Origin of the sequence: Bacillus nitratireducens (genome assembly GCF_036320425.1) — a bacterium.
In the GTDB taxonomy this organism is placed as follows: domain Bacteria; phylum Bacillota; class Bacilli; order Bacillales; family Bacillaceae_G; genus Bacillus_A; species Bacillus_A nitratireducens.
Window position 1 is genome coordinate 225,735 of sequence record NZ_JAUMJO010000006.1, and the last position, 22,025, is coordinate 247,759.

The 22,025-nt window shown below is 35.6% G+C and carries 25 protein-coding genes and 1 riboswitch; of the genes, 15 read left to right on the forward strand and 10 right to left on the reverse strand.

Annotated elements, in window-relative coordinates; all coding sequences use genetic code 11:
• Positions 1-26: 26 nt before the first annotated feature.
• On the forward strand, positions 27-500 hold the full coding sequence (locus Q3V31_RS23080) for a MarR family winged helix-turn-helix transcriptional regulator (protein WP_000350028.1): 474 nt from the start codon (positions 27-29) through the stop codon (positions 498-500).
• Between the two features lie 128 nt (positions 501-628).
• On the opposite strand, the gene Q3V31_RS23085 is transcribed toward Q3V31_RS23080, so the two are convergent.
• The 3 genes from Q3V31_RS23085 to Q3V31_RS23095 form a co-directional block, all read right to left on the reverse strand.
• Positions 629-1,891 (reverse strand): neutral/alkaline non-lysosomal ceramidase N-terminal domain-containing protein, encoded by a 1,263-nt coding sequence (locus tag Q3V31_RS23085; RefSeq protein ID WP_329767290.1) that lies wholly within the window; start codon positions 1,889-1,891, stop codon positions 629-631.
• Between the two features lie 109 nt (positions 1,892-2,000).
• Positions 2,001-3,416, reverse strand: coding sequence for a stage V sporulation protein SpoVR (spoVR, locus tag Q3V31_RS23090; protein ID WP_329767291.1), 1,416 nt, complete (start codon positions 3,414-3,416; stop codon positions 2,001-2,003).
• A 114-nt stretch (positions 3,417-3,530) separates the two neighbouring features.
• A complete protein-coding gene (locus Q3V31_RS23095) occupies positions 3,531-4,091 on the reverse strand; it encodes a nitroreductase family protein (RefSeq protein WP_000214829.1) in 561 nt (186 codons plus the stop codon).
• 231 nt (positions 4,092-4,322) lie between these two features.
• Here Q3V31_RS23095 and Q3V31_RS23100 point away from each other — a divergent pair, with 231 nt between their 5' ends.
• The 9 genes from Q3V31_RS23100 to Q3V31_RS23140 all read left to right on the forward strand — a co-directional run bounded on the left by Q3V31_RS23100 (position 4,323) and on the right by Q3V31_RS23140 (position 11,014).
• Positions 4,323-4,919 (forward strand): hypothetical protein, encoded by a 597-nt coding sequence (locus Q3V31_RS23100; RefSeq protein WP_329767292.1) that lies wholly within the window; start codon positions 4,323-4,325, stop codon positions 4,917-4,919.
• 125 nt (positions 4,920-5,044) lie between these two features.
• On the forward strand, positions 5,045-6,550 hold the full coding sequence (locus Q3V31_RS23105) for a spore germination protein (protein WP_016128736.1): 1,506 nt from the start codon (positions 5,045-5,047) through the stop codon (positions 6,548-6,550).
• Positions 6,547-7,629, forward strand: coding sequence for a spore germination protein GerYC (gene gerYC, locus Q3V31_RS23110; protein ID WP_016128735.1), 1,083 nt, complete (start codon positions 6,547-6,549; stop codon positions 7,627-7,629). Before Q3V31_RS23105 ends, gerYC begins: the two co-directional genes overlap by 4 nt.
• A 12-nt stretch (positions 7,630-7,641) precedes the next feature.
• Complete coding sequence (locus tag Q3V31_RS23115) at positions 7,642-8,751, forward strand: GerAB/ArcD/ProY family transporter (RefSeq protein ID WP_016128734.1); 1,110 nt, start codon at positions 7,642-7,644, stop codon at positions 8,749-8,751.
• A gap of 45 nt (positions 8,752-8,796) precedes the next feature.
• A complete protein-coding gene (locus tag Q3V31_RS23120; RefSeq protein WP_000761032.1) occupies positions 8,797-9,306 on the forward strand; it encodes a PCYCGC domain-containing protein in 510 nt (169 codons plus the stop codon).
• A 121-nt stretch (positions 9,307-9,427) separates the two neighbouring features.
• Entirely contained in the window at positions 9,428-9,676 is a 249-nt protein-coding gene (locus Q3V31_RS23125) for a YhdB family protein (protein WP_001195459.1), read from the forward strand.
• Positions 9,677-9,841: 165 nt separating this feature from the next.
• A complete protein-coding gene (locus tag Q3V31_RS23130) occupies positions 9,842-10,261 on the forward strand; it encodes a disulfide formation protein C (RefSeq protein ID WP_000532252.1) in 420 nt (139 codons plus the stop codon).
• 12 nt (positions 10,262-10,273) lie between these two features.
• Positions 10,274-10,726: a thioredoxin family protein gene (locus tag Q3V31_RS23135; RefSeq protein WP_000738446.1), complete on the forward strand. Its 453-nt coding sequence runs from the start codon at positions 10,274-10,276 to the stop codon at positions 10,724-10,726.
• Positions 10,727-10,798: 72 nt separating this feature from the next.
• Complete coding sequence (locus Q3V31_RS23140) at positions 10,799-11,014, forward strand: DUF1540 domain-containing protein (protein WP_001115400.1); 216 nt, start codon at positions 10,799-10,801, stop codon at positions 11,012-11,014.
• A gap of 32 nt (positions 11,015-11,046) precedes the next feature.
• On the opposite strand, the gene Q3V31_RS23145 is transcribed toward Q3V31_RS23140, so the two are convergent.
• From Q3V31_RS23145 to Q3V31_RS23155, 3 genes are all read right to left on the reverse strand, one after another.
• Positions 11,047-11,298 (reverse strand): hypothetical protein, encoded by a 252-nt coding sequence (locus Q3V31_RS23145; protein WP_000834189.1) that lies wholly within the window; start codon positions 11,296-11,298, stop codon positions 11,047-11,049.
• 187 nt (positions 11,299-11,485) lie between these two features.
• On the reverse strand, positions 11,486-12,247 hold the full coding sequence (locus tag Q3V31_RS23150) for a L,D-transpeptidase (RefSeq protein WP_016128733.1): 762 nt from the start codon (positions 12,245-12,247) through the stop codon (positions 11,486-11,488).
• A 68-nt stretch (positions 12,248-12,315) separates the two neighbouring features.
• Positions 12,316-13,182, reverse strand: coding sequence for an SDR family oxidoreductase (locus Q3V31_RS23155; RefSeq protein WP_016128732.1), 867 nt, complete (start codon positions 13,180-13,182; stop codon positions 12,316-12,318).
• Between the two features lie 224 nt (positions 13,183-13,406).
• Between Q3V31_RS23155 and Q3V31_RS23160 the strand changes: the two genes are divergently transcribed.
• The 4 genes from Q3V31_RS23160 (at position 13,407) to Q3V31_RS23175 (ending at position 18,569) form a co-directional block, all read left to right on the forward strand.
• Positions 13,407-14,708, forward strand: coding sequence for an NCS2 family permease (locus Q3V31_RS23160; protein ID WP_000482735.1), 1,302 nt, complete (start codon positions 13,407-13,409; stop codon positions 14,706-14,708).
• A 92-nt stretch (positions 14,709-14,800) separates the two neighbouring features.
• A riboswitch (SAM riboswitch) is annotated at positions 14,801-14,906 on the forward strand.
• Between the two features lie 87 nt (positions 14,907-14,993).
• The gene (locus Q3V31_RS23165) at positions 14,994-16,106 is read left to right on the forward strand and encodes a sugar ABC transporter substrate-binding protein (protein WP_000732099.1); all 1,113 of its coding nucleotides are present in this window, start codon (positions 14,994-14,996) and stop codon (positions 16,104-16,106) included.
• Complete coding sequence (locus Q3V31_RS23170; RefSeq protein ID WP_016128731.1) at positions 16,103-17,590, forward strand: sugar ABC transporter ATP-binding protein; 1,488 nt, start codon at positions 16,103-16,105, stop codon at positions 17,588-17,590. The genes Q3V31_RS23165 and Q3V31_RS23170 overlap by 4 nt, the downstream gene beginning before the upstream one ends.
• Positions 17,574-18,569 carry an ABC transporter permease gene (locus Q3V31_RS23175; protein ID WP_259416826.1) on the forward strand — a complete coding sequence of 332 codons (996 nt, stop codon included), beginning with the start codon at positions 17,574-17,576 and terminating at the stop codon, positions 18,567-18,569. Before Q3V31_RS23170 ends, Q3V31_RS23175 begins: the two co-directional genes overlap by 17 nt.
• 27 nt (positions 18,570-18,596) lie before the next feature.
• On the opposite strand, the gene Q3V31_RS23180 is transcribed toward Q3V31_RS23175, so the two are convergent.
• The 4 genes from Q3V31_RS23180 to Q3V31_RS23195 all read right to left on the reverse strand — a co-directional run bounded on the left by Q3V31_RS23180 (position 18,597) and on the right by Q3V31_RS23195 (position 20,695).
• The gene (locus Q3V31_RS23180; protein WP_000576470.1) at positions 18,597-18,869 is read right to left on the reverse strand and encodes a hypothetical protein; all 273 of its coding nucleotides are present in this window, start codon (positions 18,867-18,869) and stop codon (positions 18,597-18,599) included.
• A gap of 48 nt (positions 18,870-18,917) precedes the next feature.
• Positions 18,918-19,121, reverse strand: coding sequence for a hypothetical protein (locus Q3V31_RS23185; RefSeq protein WP_000432819.1), 204 nt, complete (start codon positions 19,119-19,121; stop codon positions 18,918-18,920).
• A gap of 127 nt (positions 19,122-19,248) precedes the next feature.
• A complete protein-coding gene (locus tag Q3V31_RS23190; protein ID WP_000892709.1) occupies positions 19,249-20,103 on the reverse strand; it encodes a patatin-like phospholipase family protein in 855 nt (284 codons plus the stop codon).
• A 130-nt stretch (positions 20,104-20,233) separates the two neighbouring features.
• Complete coding sequence (locus tag Q3V31_RS23195) at positions 20,234-20,695, reverse strand: MarR family transcriptional regulator (RefSeq protein ID WP_000442450.1); 462 nt, start codon at positions 20,693-20,695, stop codon at positions 20,234-20,236.
• A 140-nt stretch (positions 20,696-20,835) separates the two neighbouring features.
• Between Q3V31_RS23195 and Q3V31_RS23200 the strand changes: the two genes are divergently transcribed.
• Positions 20,836-22,014, forward strand: a complete 1,179-nt coding sequence (locus tag Q3V31_RS23200) for an MFS transporter (protein ID WP_016128730.1) — start codon at positions 20,836-20,838, stop codon at positions 22,012-22,014.
• The last annotated feature ends 11 nt before the right edge of the window (positions 22,015-22,025 follow it).

A 22,025-nucleotide genomic window follows, 5' to 3' on the forward strand; every position in this document is an offset into this window, starting at 1 on the left:
TGACTACAATCACGGAGGTTATATATATGGATCATCAAACATTTAACGAACTAGACCTTACTTCACTTTTATCATTATCTTTCAGTACATTAATTACTGAACTACATGATAGATTAAGTGAATTGGGATTTGAAGATATTAGGCCAGCACACGGTTTTATGTTCAAACGCATCCTTCCTAATGGAGCAACCGGTATAGAACTAGCTGAATATTTAGGGGTTTCAAAACAGGCCATAAGTAAAATGGTAGATTCTCTGGAGAACAGTGGTTATGTCACACGCCAAACGCATCCTACTGATAAAAGAGGTAAAATTATTGTTTTAACCGAGCGTGGTTTAGCAGTAATGAAAGCAAAAGAAGAAATAGTAGCTGAAATAGAACAACGATGGATTGCAAACATAGGTGCAGAACGAATGCAAATGCTTAAAGAGGATTTAACAACATTCGTTACTAAAGAAAATACAGGAAAATTATCATCGAGCATACGACCTGTTTGGTAAACAAAAACTCCATATAAAAAACGAATCCACTTTGATTATTCTTTTTCAAAACGGATTCGTTTTCTACATTCTTACTAATAATTATTGTTTCCTTTAAATTTCATATTAAATATATGAGAGTCTATATTTTACGCATTATGTAATTTTATAACTCTCTGTACAATCAACTCCGCCGTATTCTCCTCTGGCGGCATCAACAAGTTTGTAACCGTTCCATACACAATAGGATTTAATTCCACTTCATACCCGCCATATGTAAACTCTTCCTTTGTCGGTAAATAACCAATATATCCATTCGTATATCCACCCAAAAAAGCTAGTTCATTTTGAAGACTCTCTTTCATTTCTAACGCAGTTTCTGAAAAAGGCTCCATCGGTATACCAGAGAACATACCATCATTAATTTGAAACAGTTGAACTTCTAAATCAACACTTAACTGCCGAATACCTTGCTTATATTTCTCTAAAACGATAGTAAGCCATTCATCCGTATTCACGCCCCACTGCTTCTCCGCTAATTGAGCCATGCTTCGTATCTCAACAATTTCGGGAATATCCTTCAACTTCATTTGCATCGTACTCGAAATTGTTCTTAAATTTATAATTGGGCTATATGTAACTATTGGCAACATCGTTAATACATGTCCACTAAGTGTGTAAGCCATTTGTTTTAATGCTTCCCTTGAACCGCGATATTTCGCATTCACATTTCCAGCAGCACCTTGAACGATAATAACAGGACAGTTTACTATCTTCTCAAGAATCTCTCTCGTCATTCCTGGATAATCCGCTGATAATACATCACTATCACCTTTTAAAACATTCGGATGCGCAGTGCAAAATACAACGATCCCTACTAACTCCTTTGATTCAGCATTTCTCATTGCTAAAACACCAATTCTTTTATCTACAATACCTTCTATATTTGTGCCCATCTTTGCTTTTCCATCAGGTGTTCTCTCTCTTCGGTTTACTCCAATATCACCTGTCGTAACACCCCAGCCAACTTCACATAACCGCATATTATTATTCGCAGTAATAGCACCTTGCACTACATTATTTAGTAAAATCGTTTTATACGACTTTAGTAAAGGTTGATCACCAACTGTTTCCGGACCAGAGTGTGTATGTGTATAAACAACTGTTATTCGCTCAAATGGTACATGAAGCCTACTCGCTACTCGCTCACGAATAATATTCGTATCTTCTACTAACATCCCAATATTATCAATACTTATAAACACAGTCTTCATTTCATCTTTTTCAAACACAAAGATCGTCCCATAGATACGCTCTTCAATATTATTAATCCCTGTTTCTCTATGATATCCGATAAAATCAATACCTAAAGGCGGCGTAATATCCACCTTGCATACCCCTATTTTGCTCATTTGAATTGCTCCATTTCTATATATAACTCCCTTTCTTCAAGAATAGCATATTTAACTTTGTTCCAAATAAAAAAGAACGGACATAGCATTTCTATGTCCGTTCTTTTCCTCACACATACTTCCGATGCACCATCTTCCCATCATAAGAAAACACAACGCCCTTACTCTCCACAATCGACTCCATATGCACCGTTCTTCCCCATAACTGATGAAGGTACGGTAATACTTTTTCTAAGTATTTTAAATCTAGTTCAATTCCTTCATAGCTATGTTTAATGTACAATTCCCCATTCTTTAAGTAGTCTCCATCTTCTACTACTAAGTACGGGAAACCTCCATTAGTACGCATATTTACAAGTTGATCACGCACATGCTCCCATTCTTTATCAATTACTTTATATTCTTTTCCTTGGCGCTGGAATAAGTACATATCTTCTCTCATTACAAGTTTTTTATTTAAATAGTTTCTTAGGAACGATACATCCCATTCAATTTCCCGTACTTCAAAGATTTTGTCACGACCAGAACCAGGCTTCACACCGCGTCGCTTCATTTCTTCTGTCGGGTTATTATAGCGCTCTTCAATATCTTCGAACATTTTAATACCGAGGTAGTATGGATTAATACTTGTTTTTGATGGCTGTACGACACCTGCGTTAAGCTTCGCGAATTCGATCGCTTCAGAAGATGTTAAATCTATTTCACGAAGTATACGTTGATGCCAGAAGGAAGCCCAGCCTTCATTCATAATCTTCGTTTCAAGCTGTGGCCAGAAATATAACATTTCCTCGCGCATCATCGTTAATATGTCGCGCTGCCACTCTTCTAGCTCACGGCTATATTCTTCAATAAAGAGGAGTAAATCTTTTTCTGGCTGCGGTGGGATTTTCTTCTTTTTATGCATATTAGGTCGTTCCCTCTTTTTGTTTCGATCATCTAAATTCCATAAATCATCGTACTGTGATATCTTTTTCTTTTCTACATCCTCTTCTAAATCTCCAATACTCCAAGCAAGTTTCGGACGCATAAGCGATGGATCAATATGTTCTTGAATGGCAAGTACGGCATCTAAAAATGTTTCTACCTCTTCTCTTCCATACTTATGTTCATACGCCTTCACACGATCTGCGGTCGCTGCCATACTCTCCACCATATCGCGTTTCGTATTAGAGAAACGAATATTATTTTTGAAGAAATCACAATGTGCTAAAACGTGCGCCACGATTAATTTATTTTGAATTAAAGAATTCGTATCTAATAAAAAGGCGTAACATGGATCAGAGTTAATAACGAGTTCATAAATTTTACTAAGTCCCAAATCGTATTGTAATTTCATTCTGAAAAATTGCTTTCCAAAACTCCAATGCGAAAACCTCGTCGGCATCCCATATGCACCAAATGTATAAATAATTTCCGCTGGACATACTTCATAGCGCATCGGATAAAAATCAAGACCAAATCCAGTCGCAATTTCCGTAATTTCAGCAATCGCATATTGTAGTGCTTTATCATCACTTGCTCTCATTATTTTCCCTCCTTACACTTTCCCTTAAGAAAGTGTATGATGAGGAACAAGCTTTCATGAGGATTGATTGCATAATAAAAAGACACTCTCGCAAAAACGAGAATGTCTCATCTATTAACCCTCAATAATCTCCATCTTCTCCGTAATCGGTGTACGAGCTTTTCCTTCTGGTGCTTTATCGAAATAGCCAAGGTGAAGAATTCCAACGATGCGTTGACCTCTTGTTAAACCAAGTCCTTCTATAAATAATGGGTTGTAGTTTAATCCGCCTGATTTCCAAACAGAACCTAATCCACGTTCCCAAGCAAGCAGTTGGAAGTTTTGCATAAATGCACATGTTGCAGCGTAATCTTCGTCACGTTGAATTTGACGTGGGTCTTCATTTATATATACGACGATTTGTGCAGGTGTGCTTAAGAAACGATCAGATAAAATTTTACCGCGCTTCGCTCTTTCTTCTTCTGTGAAAGAGTTTAATACTGCGTCTACTAATTTCTGACGGCCTTCTCCAATATATAATTTACAATTCCATGGTTCACGGTTTTTATGATTTGGCGCCCATGTTGCATCGTTTAATAGTTCAATTAATAATTCTTTTTCTACTGCTTTATCTGTAAATGTGCGAACAGAACGTCTTTCTTTAATCACATTTGCGATGGAAGTATATGTAGTCATATTTTTCTCTCCCTTATTTTCATCTATATGTATATGTTTGTTATTGATATTGATTTTCAATTTCGATTATACCCTAGTTTTTTACTATTAATCAATGTTTTATGTTGGAAAACTTCCAAAACGTCATTTCATACTGTGAAGAAAAAAACTTAACTTGTTCACAAGTATTTCACATTTTATGGAAATGATAAGTGTAAAGTTTTCCACATTATCCATCTAGGAGGAATTTATATGTACAAGAAAATCGTAGTAAGTATGACTATGGCAGCATTATTGTGCGGGATATCTGTCTTTCCTGCTTCCGCTGCCACGCCAAAAGAAGTAACAATGCACCATCATAAGCCTATTTCAAAAGAAGAAATGCAGTCGCTCGAAAAACTCGGCTATAACAAACATGAAATTTGGAAAGCTTCACACATTGCAAGAATAAGCAAAAAAGAAATTAAGGACGTTTTAGCTTACTATAAGCAAAATAAATCTTGGGAAAAAACAGCCGAGCATTTCGGTGTAGATCCAAGTAAATTGAAAAAACATCATATGAATAAAGAAACGAAAAAAGCACTACTGCAAGAATTAGCAAACATGCACAAATCTACACCTGATCAGCTAAAACAAAAAATGAAAGAGTATAACATCGGCTTACGTCAGCTCGCGGTGTTAACAATCATCGCTCAAAAAAGTAATACCCCTCTCGATGATGTACTAAAAATGAAAAAAGATGGAATGGAAATTAAACAAATTGCAGAAAAATTAAATGTTAAAAAAGAAGATATACGAGCTGAAATGATTAAATTAGTGAAATCTATTAAAGAAAAGAAAACAAATTAATATGCCAAAAAGGAAGAGATATTCATTACTCTTCCTTTTCCTTATGAACTTTCAATTTTCAAGTATAAATTCCCGTCTTTCCCAAAAACTAACACAAGTAAATGATGCATGTCAGGGGTGAGAAAATGTTACGTTCAACATCTAAAAAGAATAAAAAAACAATCTGTTCCATTCCCGAGTTTATCCACACGATGAAAGAATCTAGTGATTTCGTTTCTTATAACGTAGTAGACGATGGGACATTATGTTTGTTTTATTACAAATCTACAGCTGAATCACTCCTCATTAATCGATTTATTTTAACACCTATAAAAAGAGAATTAGGTCACATTGAAAATATAAGTGATATAGCAAATATCGTCACACTTGAGGAGATTATCACAGGCCCTTCTATTGACGATATTCGTAAAAAATTATTAGGTGGGTATGTGCTCATACAGCTAAAAAATGATTCTCAAGCAGCAGAATATGCACTTATTCGTGCTGAAAGTTCAGTTTTAGGTACACGATTATATAACGATACAGAAAATGAATATAGTGTAATCGGTCCCAAAGTCGGATTCGTTGAAAATATTGATACAAATACACACTTACTTCGCCGAAGTATTGTAACGGAGCAATTAGTTTTCAAAGAAGTTGTAGTTGGCTCTATATCAAAAACAAAGGTCATAGTTGCTTACATCGAAGGCATTACAAATGATCAGCACGTCAATACTGCAATGCAGCGTCTACAAGGCATTGACTTTGATGTTCCTTTCGATGCGACTATGATCGAACAATTTATTAGCGATAATAGTAACTCTCCCTTCCCTGTTTTACTACCTACAGAGCGCTTAGATCGTTCTGTTTATGCACTCATTAATGGCGGTGTTGTCATTTTAACAGATGGTTCACCATACGCATTAGCTGGACCGGCGACATTACTCGATTTCTTTGTATCTCCAGAAGATTATTATTTACCATGGATAGCAGGCTCATTTCTTAGATTGGTTCGTTTTTTCGGAGCAGCATTCTCTCTATTTTCATCAGCTATTTATACAGCTGTATTAACGTATCACTATCAAATGATTCCCGCAGATTTACTCGGTCCTATTATTTATTCTAGAGCTAACGTACCCTTTCCACCTGTTTTAGAAGCACTTTTTTTAGAAATTACAATTGAATTGCTGCGCGAGGCTGGAGCTCGTTTACCGACTAAAGTTGGTCAAACGATTGGTATTGTTGGGGGGATTGTCATCGGCCAGGCATCTGTTGAGGCTGCTTTAACGAGTACTATTTTATTAATTGCGGTTGCTTTATCTGCGCTTGCTTCTTTTACAACACCAACAGTAAAAATGTCTTCCACCATCCGGATATTACGATTTCCTCTCATCATTTTAGCTGGAGCATTTGGAGGTGTAGGGCTAATCGTCGGATTTGTATTCATATTAGCTCATTTAATTCGCTTAAAATCACTTGGATCACCTTATTTATTACCTTTATATCCATTTCGCGGGTTAGGTACAGCTGAGGGGCTCCTTCGTCTTCCATTTAGTCAAACTGCAGGACGGGCTTCTTTTCTAAGACCAAAAAAGAAATGGCGCTACGATCCAAACCAAGCAAAAGAAAAACGCGACGGTGAGGAAAAATGAAAAATATTTTATTACGCTTTTCCATCATCATTTTAATTTTTCTATCTGGCTGTACACAACCTAACATAGTAGATACACAGCGGATTATTCATGTGGGTGGATTCGATATAACGAAAGGGAAGAAATTTCGTGGGACGATTCTCTATCCAGATTACACAAAAGGAGTGCAATCAAAACCAGAGACTCAATCCACTACTGCTGGTACCATTGAAACAATCTCTTCACTTCTAAACGCAAAATCACCACATACGATTGCTGTAGGTCAAATGCGCGTTGTCCTATTTGGAAAATCATTTGGTGAACGTGGACTCGGAGATGTTATTAACAACTTACAACGTGACCCTAACATTGGCCGAGATGTGCAGCTAGCGCTTGTAGACGGTTCAACAGAAGAATTACTTAAACATGTCAAAACAAATGGATCGCTATATCTATCTGATTTATTGGAGCAAAATATAGAAACGGAGACAATCCCTCGGATGGCTTTAAATATTTTTCTATATGATTTTTATTCATCTGGCTGCGATCCATTTCTTCCTTACATTCAAGTTGCAGAAGACAAGTCTGCTTCCATTAAAGGACTCGCTTTTTTAAAAAAGGATAAAGTAGCTATGTATACAGATAAAACAGGATCTTTTTTATTTAAATTACTCATTAATCCAACTAAAAATGGACGTTACGAAGTTCCGATACGTCAAGGTAAACATAAAGGCTTAATCTCAACCCAAAACTTATCTGGAAATAGTGTTTGTTCCCTTTCCGACGCCGGTGACATTCCGAAAGTTCACATTCGACTGAAATTAAATGGACTTATAAAAAATGCCCCTGGCTGGCTTGATTTATCAAAGAGCGAAAATGTAACTTACGTAAAAAAACATGTAGAAAATACACTTGAAAAACATTTAAACGAATTAATAAAACAATTCCAAGAAAAAGAAATCGACCCAATCGGTATACGTGAAGAAATTCGTAGTCACTCAAGAAAATGGAGCATGAAACAAATTCAAGAAATGTATCCTAGCGTAGACGTTGCAGTTAATGTAAAAATTAATGTTGTACAATCTGGTATCGGAGAATAGTGAGGTGCTGTAATGGCTGGACAAGATAAAACACATACTGTTTCCCCTTATTTCACATTTCTTCTATTACACTCTCTTCAAATTGGAGTAGGTGTGTTAGGATACCAAAGGATTATTGCGCAATATGCCGGCTATGATTCTTGGATTTCTCTTATTGTTGCTGGCATTGTAACTCATATCGTATTATTTTGCATGCTAAAAATGTTAGAAAAAGATAATGATTTAATGAATATTCATACGACATGTTTCGGAAAGTTGATTGGAACATTTTTGTCCGTATGCTTTGCTGCATACCTTTTATTATTTTGCCTTACTGTCCTTCGTACATATATTGAAGTCATTCAAGTTTGGGTCTTCCCTACAATTAAACCGTGGAAATTAACTTTATTATTTTTACTTGTGACTTACTACGTAATTAAAGGTGGTTTTCGCTCTGTAACAGGAATGTGTTTTTGGGGCGTCATAATACCGATTTTCGTCCTATTTTTCTTAGTTTTCCCAATGAAATATGCGCATGTCCGTAACATTTTCCCAATTCTAACTCATTCACCTTTAGAAATTCTAACTGCAGCGAAATCATCTGCATTAGAATTTCTTGGATTTGAAGCAATTCTTGTTTTTTATCCATTTATCAAAAAAGAAAAATCATTAAATAAATGGGCGCACGGTGGTATTGCTTTTACAACAATTCTATACGTAATACTAGCCATCGTTTCCCTTATGTACTATAGTCAAGGACAACTACATCATACAATTTGGCCAACATTAACGATGCTAAAAATAATTAAGGTTCCTTTTATCCAAAGGTTTGAGTACATCATTATTTTCCTATGGTATCTTATTATTTTACCTAATCTTTGTTTAACGATTTGGTCTGCTTGTTGCATTAGTAAAAGGTCTTTTCACGTACCATTTAAAATTACACTACCATTTTTTATCGCAGCTATATTTATTTCATCCTTATTTTTCACAAACCGTGAAAGTATCAATACATTAAATACAGTACTGTCTCAAGCTGGTTTATATATTGTATACGCTTATATCCCAATTTTATTTCTATTCCATTCACTACGATGGCGCTTCAAAAATCAGTCGAAAAAATCTTCACCCGACACACCATGATATTTGATACAATTTGGTTAATACATTTGTAAAGGGGACAAGCGAATGAAAAAGTATGTATTTTCTTTACTTGCAGTACTGAGTTTAATTCTTGCTGGATGCGGGAGTACTGGTACAAATGAAAAAAAATCATCTGAATCAAAAGAAGAACATGATCATGCCACGCACACTCAGCAAGCTGACATTCAGGAAAAAACAAAAGGAGTCGACACACTCCCTACCTTCCTAGACAAGCTTGATCCACAAATGAAAGATATCTACACTGTCGCTGGACAAAATGCAGAGCTATTAGATTGGATTCCATGTTACTGCGGTTGCGGTGAGAGTGTAGGACATAAAAATAATAAAAACTGCTTTATTCGCGAAATTAAAAAGAATGGTGAAGTTGTTTGGGATTCCCACGCAACAACTTGCGTCAATTGCCTAGAAATCGCAGTTGAATCTGCTGCGATGAAACAAAAAGGAAAATCAACTCTTGAAATTCGTAACTATATTGACGATAAATACAAAGAAGGCTATGGCAAGCCAACACCTACGCCAATGCCAAAAGCATAAAAACGAGGAAATCCCTCGTTTTTTTCTTTTCATTCACTTTTTTTCTTAACAAATTCTTTCAAGTGTATTTCTCCTCGCTTGTCACACACTATATATAACTCCTCGGTAAGGAGGGTACACAGTGCAAACATATAACGACTACGATAAAGCTCTCTATTACACGTATTGCTGTAATTGGGATAAATTACTCGTTCTCATGGTTCAAACAAACGATCAATTATTTTCTAAGCGTATTGAACATTTTTTACACGCTTATCAATACAGTAAAGAACTACCAGAAGTTGATAAACAATTGCAGCTCCTATTTCAATACATTGACCATGCATCCCAAAAGTCACATGTAGAAGAAGTAGAGCAAATTCAAATGTAAAATATAGCGCTATTCTCTTTATGAGAATAGCGCTTTTTTAAAATGTTTATATCAATAAAAGTTTCTCCTTATAAAACTTTTATTGATAAACATATTTTTTCTTTCTTTTCCCTACCACTTCATACTATAATTTAGTATGTAACTATTATAAGTGAGGTATAAAATATGGGACGAGAAAAAAAGCAAGAGTATGCTTTATTTGCTGCATGGGGAGCTTCTTTTATTGCGACACTTGGTAGCCTATACTTTTCCGAAATCATGAAATTTGAGCCTTGTGTACTTTGTTGGTATCAACGTATCTTTATGTATCCATTCGTTTTATGGCTCGGCATTGCTGTAGTAAAAAAAGATTATCGCATTGCAAGTTATTCCTTACCAATTGCAAGTATTGGTGCTTGTATTTCTTTATATCACTATGCAATTCAAAAAGTCGCAGCATTTTCAGCTGCTGGGGCAGCTTGCGGCCGTGTGCCCTGCACCGGAGAATTCATAAACTGGTTTGGTTTTATTACAATCCCGTTTTTAGCACTTATCGGCTTTATTACAATCGCTGTTTGTAGTTTTATTGTAATAAGAAACAAATAAGGAGATGAAAAAATGAAAAAAATGCTTATATTTGGTGGTATTATTATCGCCTTGTTCGCAGCCATTTTCGCTGTAACACAAATGGAAGAAAAAAGCGCTACTAGCCAAAAAATTGATAATGCTACTGATAGTAAGACAAATGGCCCTGACTACTATACAAATAAAATCTCTCTTTCAGATCTCCAAAAGAATTTAAAAGAGAAAAAAGAAGAAACAGTATACTTTTATCAAACATCTTGCGTTCATTGTCAAAAGCTATCTCCTATCGTAGTACCAATGGCTAAAGACTTGAACGTTGATATGAAAGTTATGGACATTGAAAAACTAGATGCTCCTTGGGATGAATATAAAATTAAAGGAACTCCAACAATCATTCACTTTAAAGATGGCAAAGAAGTAAGCCGTATTAGTGGTGAACAACCGGAAGACAAATTAAAAGAATGGCTTGAGCAAACGAAAAAATAACGAGAAAAGGAAACTCCTTCTATACATGAAATGGACGTAAAATCCCACACTAATGTATAAGGAGGGGGTTTTATGCCTGAAGTAAAATGCTCTGTTTCCAATTGCTCATTTTGGGGACAAGGTAACTTTTGTCAAGCAAGTGCAATCGTTGTTCAACCGGATGCACAAGAGGCTGGTCAGAATACAAATGATTCGTTTACAAGCGCTACTTTAACAAACGAGACGCTTGAAAGTTCTGTAACAACGAGTGTAGAAACTTGTTGCCATACATTTAAACCAAAATATTAAACGTAAAAGCATACGATTAGTCGTATGCTTTTTTACATTCCTCTCCAAAAATCATGCATCATAAAAAAGTACAAAATAACAAGAAGGACCGTCCCGCATAAAGTGATGCGTCGATATACACTCTTCTCCCCTTCCCTCGCTTTAACAAACGCCCAAATAAATCCGACGAACAATATTAAATCAATATATGGAACATAAAAGGAGAAGACGAGTAACGCATATAAATACACGATAAATAAACAAGTCGTGATTAAGAAAATTTTAAATGCAAATTCACTTTTCATAATGTGACCGCCCCCCAATCTGTACTGTATTATATTCAGCAAAACATAATAGTTGCTGTTTCAATTTTTTTATCCCGCTATTTACATGAATCCCAGTTAGTATAAATTTATAATCAGCAAAGAAGAGCAATTCCCCCATTAAGTTTCACTTCATCACAAATAAGCTACCGCCTATACACGGTAGCTATTACGGAGCATCATATTTTCTTTTATATATATTACTTAAGATCGAATAAGGTAGTTGCTCATAACGAATTTTTTCTCCCGTTTCATCAACAATATACAAATTTCTTCCTATATAATATATCCCATCTTTTCGTTTGGAGTACACTGCATATTTTTCATTTGGCAATACCGTTTTTACTTTCGTCAATTGTCCATTTGGTTCTTGCCAATATATATTTACACGGTCTACTAGCGTAAGTGTTCCAATTTGTTCTTCTTCTACTTTACGACCATTCCAACTCACAACACGATAACCAAGCTTATTCGCTTCATATTCAGGGCTCGTATAAAAACGAGAAATGATTACTTTTGTTTGTAATTGGACTCGGTCATATAACCACTGTATATCCCTATCATGCATGCGAATACAACCATTTGATTCTCTACTTCCAATCGTCCATTCCCGATTAGTCCCATGAATCGCATATTCATTTTTATCTAGCCCAAGCCACCTCGTGCCGAGAGGATTATTCGGTGCACCCCCAGGTATTTTTTTTCGATGGTATTCTTTATTTTTATATTTAGTAATAATACAAAAATTACCTTCAGGCGTAGGTGTACGATCTCTTCCAGTTGTTATCGGAAACGTTTTCGTATAGTTTCCTTCTTCAAAGAAAGACAACTGATTCGTCGTAAGGTTCACTAAAATTAAATGATCTGTATTAGCAAAAGCGCTAGCTGGTAGGCAGAAAAATAGGATTACGATAAACAATACTTTCTTCATCTAAATCCTCCCTAGCACTAGTATCATAATAAATGCAATTAGCTTTACTTTGCTCTTATAAATGAAAACTATCCATTTACAATAACGCCCCCATTTACATGTATCATCTGCCCTGTTACATATGCCGAATCATTAGACGCCAAATATACATACGCAGGCGCTAATTCATACGGCTGACCAGGTCTTTGCATAGGAACATTGCTCCCGAACTGTGATACTTTTTTCTCATCAAAACTTGATGGAATAAGCGGTGTCCAAATTGGACCTGGTGCAACACCATTTACACGAATCCCTTTTTGTACTAATGATTGAGATAGCGACCTTGTAAACGCGACAATTGCTCCTTTCGTTGCAGAATAATCAATCAACGTTTCATTTCCTTCATACGCAACGATAGATGCTGTATTTATAATTACATCCCCCTGCTTTAAATGGGATAGCGCTGCTTTTGCAACATGAAAATAAGAGAAAATATTAATACGGAATGTCGTTTCTAGCTGTTCCGCTGTAATATACTCTAGTCCTTGCTGCGGATATTGCTGTGCGACGTTATTCACAAGAACATTTAAACTGCCCAACTGCCGGACGGTCTCTTCCACAATATCTTTACAATGTTGTTCACAACTCAAATCCCCTGGCAGTAATACACAATTCACGCCTTCTTTTTCAACAAGTTTTTTCGTCTCATTTGCATCTTCATCCTCATCTAAATAAGCAATCGCAATATTTGCTCCCTCTTTTGCAAAGGCGATGGACACAGCTCGTCCAATCCCGCTATCTCCCCCTGTAATTAATATATTCTTTCCTTTTAATTTTTCGCTTCCTTTATAATTTGGATCTTCAAACTTTGGAAGAGGACTCATTAACGATTCAATACCAGGCTGTTTATTTTGATGTTGTGCTGGCATTGTTAAAAAGTTTTTTTGCTGCGGCATAACTTTCTTCAACTCCTTTCCCCTTATCATGTGCACAATATTAAAAACTACTTACACATGAGAAAACCACAATTCCCACTCGTTTTTACGGCTAATATTCAAATTTAAGACATAAAATATGGATTGTTCTAAAGTTTTTATGCAAAACTATTGCAAAAAAGTCAAAAAACGAATATTATATATAACTGTTGTGAAAATTATTCGTAAAAAGAAAGGATGTTTATATGTTTAACCTTTCAAAACATAAAACTTCTATTAAAACTGAAATTATGGCAGGTATTATTACCTTTTTAACAATGGCATATATCATTGTCGTAAACCCTGTTATCCTTGGGGATGCAGGCGTTCCATTTGAACAAGCATTTACAGCTACTATTATCGCCGCTGTTGTCGGAACATTATTTATGGCAATCTTTACAAACTTACCAATCGCAATTGCACCAGGTATGGGATTAAATGCTTACTTCTCTTACTCTGTTGTAAAAGCTCATGAAGGCATGACTTTCGCAATTGCATTCTCTGCTGTATTCGTAGCAGGTATGATTTTAATTTTGTTATCATTCACATCTTTCCGTACGAAATTAATGGAAGTAATTCCTGAAAACTTAAAACATGCACTTACTGCTGGTATTGGTCTTTTTATTGCTTTTATCGGTTTGCGATTAACAGGCATTGTTACTAAAAATGATGCAAACTTAGTTGGACTTGGCGATCTTCACTCTGCTCCAGTTCTACTAGCATTAGCTGGTCTTGGAATTACAATTATCCTTATGTCTTTAAATATAAACGGGGCACTATTTATCGGAATGTTACTAACTGGTATTATCGCTTATTTCACAGGGCAATTAACGTTCTCAAATGGCGTTACGTCAATGCCTGGATTACCAGAAGGCATTATCGTTTCAAACCCAATTACTGCTGTATCTGATGTAATTAACTACGGATTATACGGCGTTGTGTTCTCATTCTTCCTTGTTACATTATTTGATACAACAGGAACATTACTTGGTGTAGCACAACAAGGTGGATTTATAAAAGACGGAAAGCTTCCAAAAGCAGGACGAGCTCTTCTATCTGACTCATTCTCAGCAACAATTGGAGCTATGTTCGGAACAACACCATCAACAGCTTACATTGAATCTTCTGCTGGTGTTGCAGCTGGTGGCCGTACTGGTTTAACAACTGTTACAGTAGCTGTTCTGTTTGCATTAGCAGCATTCTTCGGACCGTTAGTGAGCGCTGTTTCTGGCGTTTCAGCTATTACAGCACCATCATTAATTATCGTTGGTAGTCTTATGATGGGTTCAGTTCGCCACATCGATTGGGATACGTTCGATGAAGCATTCCCAGCATTTTTAGTAATCTTAAGCATGCCACTTACATCAAGTATTTCAACAGGTATTGCACTTGGATTTATTTCATACCCACTTATGAAAATGGCAAAAGGACAATTCCGTGCTGTTCACCCACTTGTGTATTTATTCGGAATCTTGTTCGCTTATCAATTAGTTTTCTTACCACATTAAAATCCCTCATAAAGAGGGATTTTTTATTTACAAAAAAACATTTGACAACAGCATACACTTATGGAATAATTCGAAATAGTTAAATATTCGATGTCTTATCAAGAGCAGGTGGAGGGATGAGCCCTACGAAGCCCGGCAACCGACCCATTTATGGGCACGGTGCTAATTCTTACAACACATTGTGTTGAAAGATAAGAGTAATATGATAAGACGTCTTTTCTATATGAAAAGACGTTTTTATTTTCACTCCCTCCTCTCTTTTCTTAATTTAGGAGGGATTTTTTTATGAAAAAATTATGTTCCACCGTACTCATTATTCTCTTACTCGCATTAACAGCTTGCACAAATGAACAAGATGCTATCTCTTCACAAAAGCAACAAACGGTGAAGAAAGAAACTACTACAGCAGCAAATCATTTACAAACAGAAATTCCAAGCCAAGTAAAAAAGCCATTAAAAATCGCATTAATTATGCAAATGTCCATCGGAACTTTTTCCTCTCAATATATTGAGGGTGTCAAAAAACAAGTCGAGCTATTCGGCGGCAGTGTGCAAGTCTACAATTCTGATAATGATTTAGCAAAAATGGCAGCAAATCTAGATACTGCTATTAATTCAAAAGTTGATGGTATTTTAATTGATCACGGTCGCTCTGAAGCACTAAAACCCGGAGTAGAAAAAGCATTACAAACGAATATTCCTGTAGTTGCATTTGATAACGATCTACGCTTACCGGGTGTAACGATTATTGATCAAGATGATTATAGTCTTGCATGGAAATCATTAAAAACGTTAGCGGAAGATCTGAATGGACAAGGGAATATCGCCGTCGTATGGGTTGGCGGATTTGCCCCAATGGAACGTCGCAATATTATCATTGATGCTTTTTATAAACGTTATCCAAATATAAAAGAAGTTGCACGCTTTGGTACCGCTAGTAATAACACACCACTTGATACGCAAACACAAGTAGAAGCTTTACTAAAAAAATATCCGAAAAAAGGTGATTTACAAGCTATTTTCGCTTCGTGGGATGAGTTTGCTAAGGGGGCCGTCAAAGCACTCGAACAAGCTGGTCGTACAGATATAAAAGTATACAGCATTGACTTAAGTAATGAAGATTTACAACTCATGCAAAAAGAAAATTCACCTTGGACTGCTACGGCTGCAACCGATCCAGCTGAAGTCGGTAAAGTTCAAGTGCGTTTCTTATACAAGAAAATCGCTGGTGAACAAACGCCAGATATTTATTCACTAGAACCTTATTTAGTAAAGAAAAATAGTTTGCCACAAGAAAATATAAAGATGGATCAATTATCAAAACATATAAACGGTTGGGGAGACTCGAAAGATGCATATTCACCTTGGATGAAAAAATTAGAGAAGGAGAAAAAATGATGACATTCTCTCTTCAAAACATTACACATTCTTATCACATCTCTACCCCTGTACTAGAAAATGTTTCTATTAACATACAAAAAGGAAAAGTTCACGCTTTACTAGGAATGAATGGTGCAGGAAAAAGTACTTTAATAAAAATAGCAACTGGTGAAATTCAACCAATTTCTGGAAATATAAAAATTGATAATCAGTCTATTTCCTTTACTTCACCACGCGATGCAAAAAAGCATGGTATTTCTTTCGTGACACAAGAAGTGGATCACGGACTTATTCCTGGATTATCTGTATTAGAAAATGTACTAATCGATCATTTAGCAATGCAAAATAAAGTACTATTTTCAAAGTCAAAGTTAGTCTCACTCGCTAAACAACATTTGCAAATTGTACAGGCTGATTTAAATGTTTCGGAAGATGTTTCAAACTGCTCATTACATGAAAAACAATTACTTCTTATCGCAAGAGCTTTATCCAACAATACAAATTATCTTTTATTAGATGAGCCTACTTCTTCTCTTGGACCGAAAGAAGTTGAAACCTTCGGGCAACTATTAAAAGATTTAACATTGAAAGGAATTGGCATCATCTTAATTTCTCATCGTTTATCAGAGATTCGAAATTTCGCGGATGATGTAACCGTATTACATAACGGTAAAGTTGCACTTTCTGAAGCGATTACAAAGGTTACAGATCAACAAATTGTGGAAGCGATGACTGGAAAACAACTTACACTTCCTATTAATACAGCACCAAAACGAGGGAACGAAGAATTATTTAAAGTACAAGAACTTCCATTACACAAAGACCATTCTCCCCTTTCTCTCACCGTACGGAAAGGTGAAACTGTTGTGATATACGGATTAATTGGCAGTGGCAAAACAACACTTGCTGAAACGTTATTTGGTACTCGTCATACTTATCACGCAGAAATAGATGGTCAAACAATAACAATTAAAACACCGCGAGATGCGATTAAAGCAAAGATCGCACTTGTACCAGAGGAAAGAAGAAAACAAGGCGTATTTCTTTCGGAAGATATTATAAGCCACACTAATTTACACCAATCAGGTTGGAGACGAAAGCAAACCGAAGTAAATAATGCTACTACAGCAATTTCTTCTTTCAGCATTTCACCCAATGACCCAAAAGCATTTATTCATTCACTTAGCGGTGGAAACCAGCAAAAAGTCTCCATTGCAAAGTGGCATGGATTCAAACCAAATCTATTTCTTTTGGACGAGCCAACTAAAGGTGTAGACATAGCTGCAAAACAAGACATTTTTCAATTCATTCGTAACATTACAGAAAACGGAAGTTCCGTAATTTACTTCACAGGAGAACAAGATGAAGCACTACATATCGCTGATCGCATTCTTATAATGGCAAACGGAGAATTTGTAGGTGAATACTTACCAGACGAACTATCTCCTGAACAGCTTTTACATTTATCTGAAGGGAGTTATTCCATTGAATCTCGTTCATAAAACCAAAACTAAGAAACTATATTTACCTACTCATCTTTTTTATCAATTTAGTACGATTGCTATCATTATAGGTGTTACAATTTTCTTCTCTATCGTCAACGATTCTTTTTTAACATACAACAATATTAGTGATATTTTACGTTCCATTTCTATCGTAACGTTACTTGCAATTGGTGTTACCTTTACATTAATTGTAGATGGATTTGATTTATCAGTCGGCTCTACCGCTAGTTTAGCAACCATTGCCACTGCTTCCTGTCTCGTTTTATATCGACAAGAACTATTAGTCACACTCCTTGTTCCTATTCTTTGTGGGCTATTAGTTGGATTATTAAATGCACTACTCGTTATCCGAATTAAACTACCAGATTTACTAGCTACATTAAGTATCATGTATATCGTGAATGGACTACACTTAACATTTTCAAAAGGATCTTCTATTTATGAAGGAATGTCTGGTGCCAAAGGACATTTTATTCCATCCTTTTTATTTATCGGCCAAGGTTCTGTGTTAGGAATTCCAGTCCCTGTCATTATCATGCTTATCGTCGTTTTAATTGCATATGTATTTTTAGAAAAAACAACGTACGGTCGTTTCTTTTATATGACAGGTGGGAATCGGGAAGCTGCTAGACTAGCTGGTATTCCTACTGATCGTTACCGTGTATATGCTTATATGATTAGCGGTTTACTTGCCTCTATTGGCGGTATTATTCTATGTAGCCGCGTTGGAACAGGACAAGTTTCAGCTGGCGCCCCATTATTAATGGATGCAGTTGCAGCTGCCTATATCGGTTATGCAATGTTCGGTGCTAAGAAACCAAATGTCATCGGAACATTTCTTGGTTCCGTATTAATTGGAATCATATTAAACGGCCTTACAATGATGAACGTTCCTTATTATGCACAAGATATCATTAAAGGCAGTATTTTAATTGCAGCTTTAGCCTTTTCATTTATTAAAAAGAAGCGTAAATAAAAAAGTAGCGCATCGAATTCCGATGCGCTACTTTCCTTTTGCAACAATCACACGAACTACTTTCAACGCAAAAAGCAAAAGACCGTTCGCTATTGCTGTAACACCTAAGAATATTGCTATCATAAGCTCTCTCATTCCGTTATTAAATACAAAAATAATAGAAGAAATGAAAGCCAAAATAAACAATATGAACGCTGGTATATATTTAATAAAAGGCTTCTCAAATGATCTTTTAGAAAGAAGAAATGTAATTAACAATGTCATAATAAAAACAAAATATACCGCAAATAAAAAAATCATATGAAAGCCTCCTCTACGACCAAACTACTTAAAAGAGGTTAGAAACCTTTAATATTTCTCATTTACCTGCAATTCTTTACTATACTTTTGAATGAACACTGATGAAATAACCATTACCATTCCTATACTAAAACCAATAAGCTGATCTAATAACATTTCATCATGAATGAACCAGCGCAGTAGAAATACGCCACCAAAAATAAGCAACATAGTAAATCCAGTATGTCTAAGCCCTTTATATACATTTTCCATATGTATCACCTCTCTACATACTTTTATCCATATTATACCATGACCTAAAAATGTATATAACCAACATTCGGTATTGAAACCAATAATAAAAAAGGCTGCAGAGAACTCCATCTCCACAGCCTAATACTTATTTTTGCAAAAACGCCTGTAAATCTGCAAATTGTCTCTTTGCATCCTCATAGCCTTGCTCATATAAACTTTGTAGTTTTGTCGCATCTTTTTCCATACGATCTACTTGAAGCGGCACTTCTGGGCGAATAACAAATAAATTACCCGCCTGCTCTTCTTTTTCAATGTAGTGAAGTGTTTCATTATACACTTCATAACGAGTTAGCATCGTATTAACAAGGTTCGGATATTTTTTATAAGCTTTCGCTGCAACCCAGCCAAATTTTGATTTTTTCTTTGCGTAACCATAATTTCTCGTCAAAATAACGACTGATTTTCTAAATCCATCCTCCTGTGCTTTACGGACTGGAATCGGATCAGAAATCCCGCCATCTAACAATTGCTTACCACGGTAATTTACTACTGGTGCAATGAAAGGTAATGAACTAGACGCTTGTAATAAATTGAGCGCATCATCATTCGTTCCCTCTTTTTCAAAATAAACAGACTGCCCTGTTTCACAATCCGTTGTTCCTACAAGGAAGCGTTCGGGACTATTAAAGTATGTTTCAAAATCAAACGGCACATGCTTTTCTGGTATTTCATGAAAAATGAAATCCATATCAAATAACTGACGTTTTCTCCATAAGTTTTTATATGATAAATACTTCGGATGTGATACATAATCAATATTGACCGTTTTATTTCTATTTCTTTGTCTGGAAAGATACGACGCTGCATGGCAAGCACCAGCTGATACACCGACTACATATGGAAAATATAAGCCTTGTTCCATAAAGTATTCTAGTATCCCGCCCGTATATACACCACGCATACCGCCGCCTTCTAATACTAACCCCGTATTTTCAAGCATGTTATTCTCTCCTCTTTATATATATTGACTCTTTAATTATTCACTATGTTAAGTATCTTTTTCTATTATATATGAGTTCTTTCAGAAATTATATTGAAAAGGCTTGAAATGGAGGGGTTTTTTCTTCCAATTATATTTCCAAATGACCAGAGACATCCTTTATAAACCTTTGAATAAAATCTTGCTCTTCTTTCGTATATCCATCTAAAAGTAACAGCCACTTTTCTTCAGCTTGTTTATGCAATTTTTCATGAGCTTTATATATTTCATTTCCTCTTTCCGTTAAGCGGAAGAAAATTTCTTTTTGATTATCTAACATTTGCATTTTCTCAACGAATTGCTTTTGAAACAACTTTGTACAAATTTTAGAGATTGCGCCTTTCGTCATTCCCATTTCTGTTGCAATAGCAGTTACATTCATCAGACCATTTTTTCCGATACACTCGATAACATGTAACTCAGATAAAGACATACCACTTACACCTGTCTCACGAAGAAACTTCTCATTATTTTCTTTCAAATACTCTTCTTTTTTATGAAAAAGTGTACGAATATCCGAAAGTATTTCCATTTGTTTCGCTGTACGTTCCAATCCATTCGCCTCCTAAGTTTCCAAAGAAACAATTTAACTATATACCATTTTAAAATCATTTTTTCATCTTTACAAGTGAGAAAATCATGTTAAAATTAATTTAGTTTCCAAGGAAACCAAATGACAAGGAGGTTAACATTATGGAAAAAAACAAACTGAATTTCATTTTATATGTTGTCTGTATGAGTGCCTTACTCGGTTCCTTCGCTCAAAATATTTATACACCTATCTTGCCGATGATTCAAAATTCGTTTCATACTTCTCTTTATCTTGTAAATTTAACCGTTTCACTTTTCACATTCGTTCTTGCGGTTATGCAGCTCATATACGGACCTTTAATTGATACAAAGGGAAGAAAATCTGTCCTTATCCCTAGTTTAATCATTAGTACAATCGGCTCAATTGGTTGTGCTTTCTCACCAAACATTTACTTATTTCTATTTTTTAGAGCTGTTCAAGCTATAGGAATAGCGGCTATACCTGTAGTTGCAGCAACGATTATCGGTGATTTATTTGAAGGAAAAGAACGCGGAGAAGCGATGAGCCTTTATCAAATGTTACTTGCTCTCGCACCTGCAATCGGTCCTCTCATAGGTGGCTATCTCGGCAGTATAAATGGCCACTTATCTGTATTTCTTTTTTTATCTACAATTGGCATCATCTTATTAATTATAAACATTTCACTACTTCCAGAAACAAAACCAAATGTAATTGAGAAACCTAAAGCAAAAAAGAATTACTGGCTTATCTTAAAAAATAAAACTGGATTTTCCATTACACTTATTGGCTTTATTCAATTTTGTATATATTTCTGTTTCCTCGTTTTTTTACCTAGCATATTAACAAATATATTTCATCTAAGCGCAAGCGAAATTGGTCTTATGTTTGTACCAATGTCCCTTTCTCTTATGTTAGGAAGCTATTGCTACAAATTTTTGCAAAAACATTTCAAAACAAGGCAGGCTTTATTCATCACTAGTTTCTTCAACATTATATGTGTCACTTTATTCTCTTTCACATATAGCATCACTATCCCATCCGTAATTATCGTTACCTCTTTATACGGTTTTAGTATGGGACTTTCTATGCCGACTCACACTACTTTATTAACGGAAGAATTCGTACAAGAACGCGCAACTGCCATCGGTATGTACAACTTCATTCGCTATCTTGGTATGGGTACAGGGCCTATTGTAGGTGGGTTTCTTTTATTTAATCAAAATTACTTTTGGATTTTCTTCCTAGGGGCAATTATATTTCTACTTATAGTTTTACACGCAATGAAAATGCTACATTCCCATGCTGCACAAAAAGCTTAAGAGACCTATAG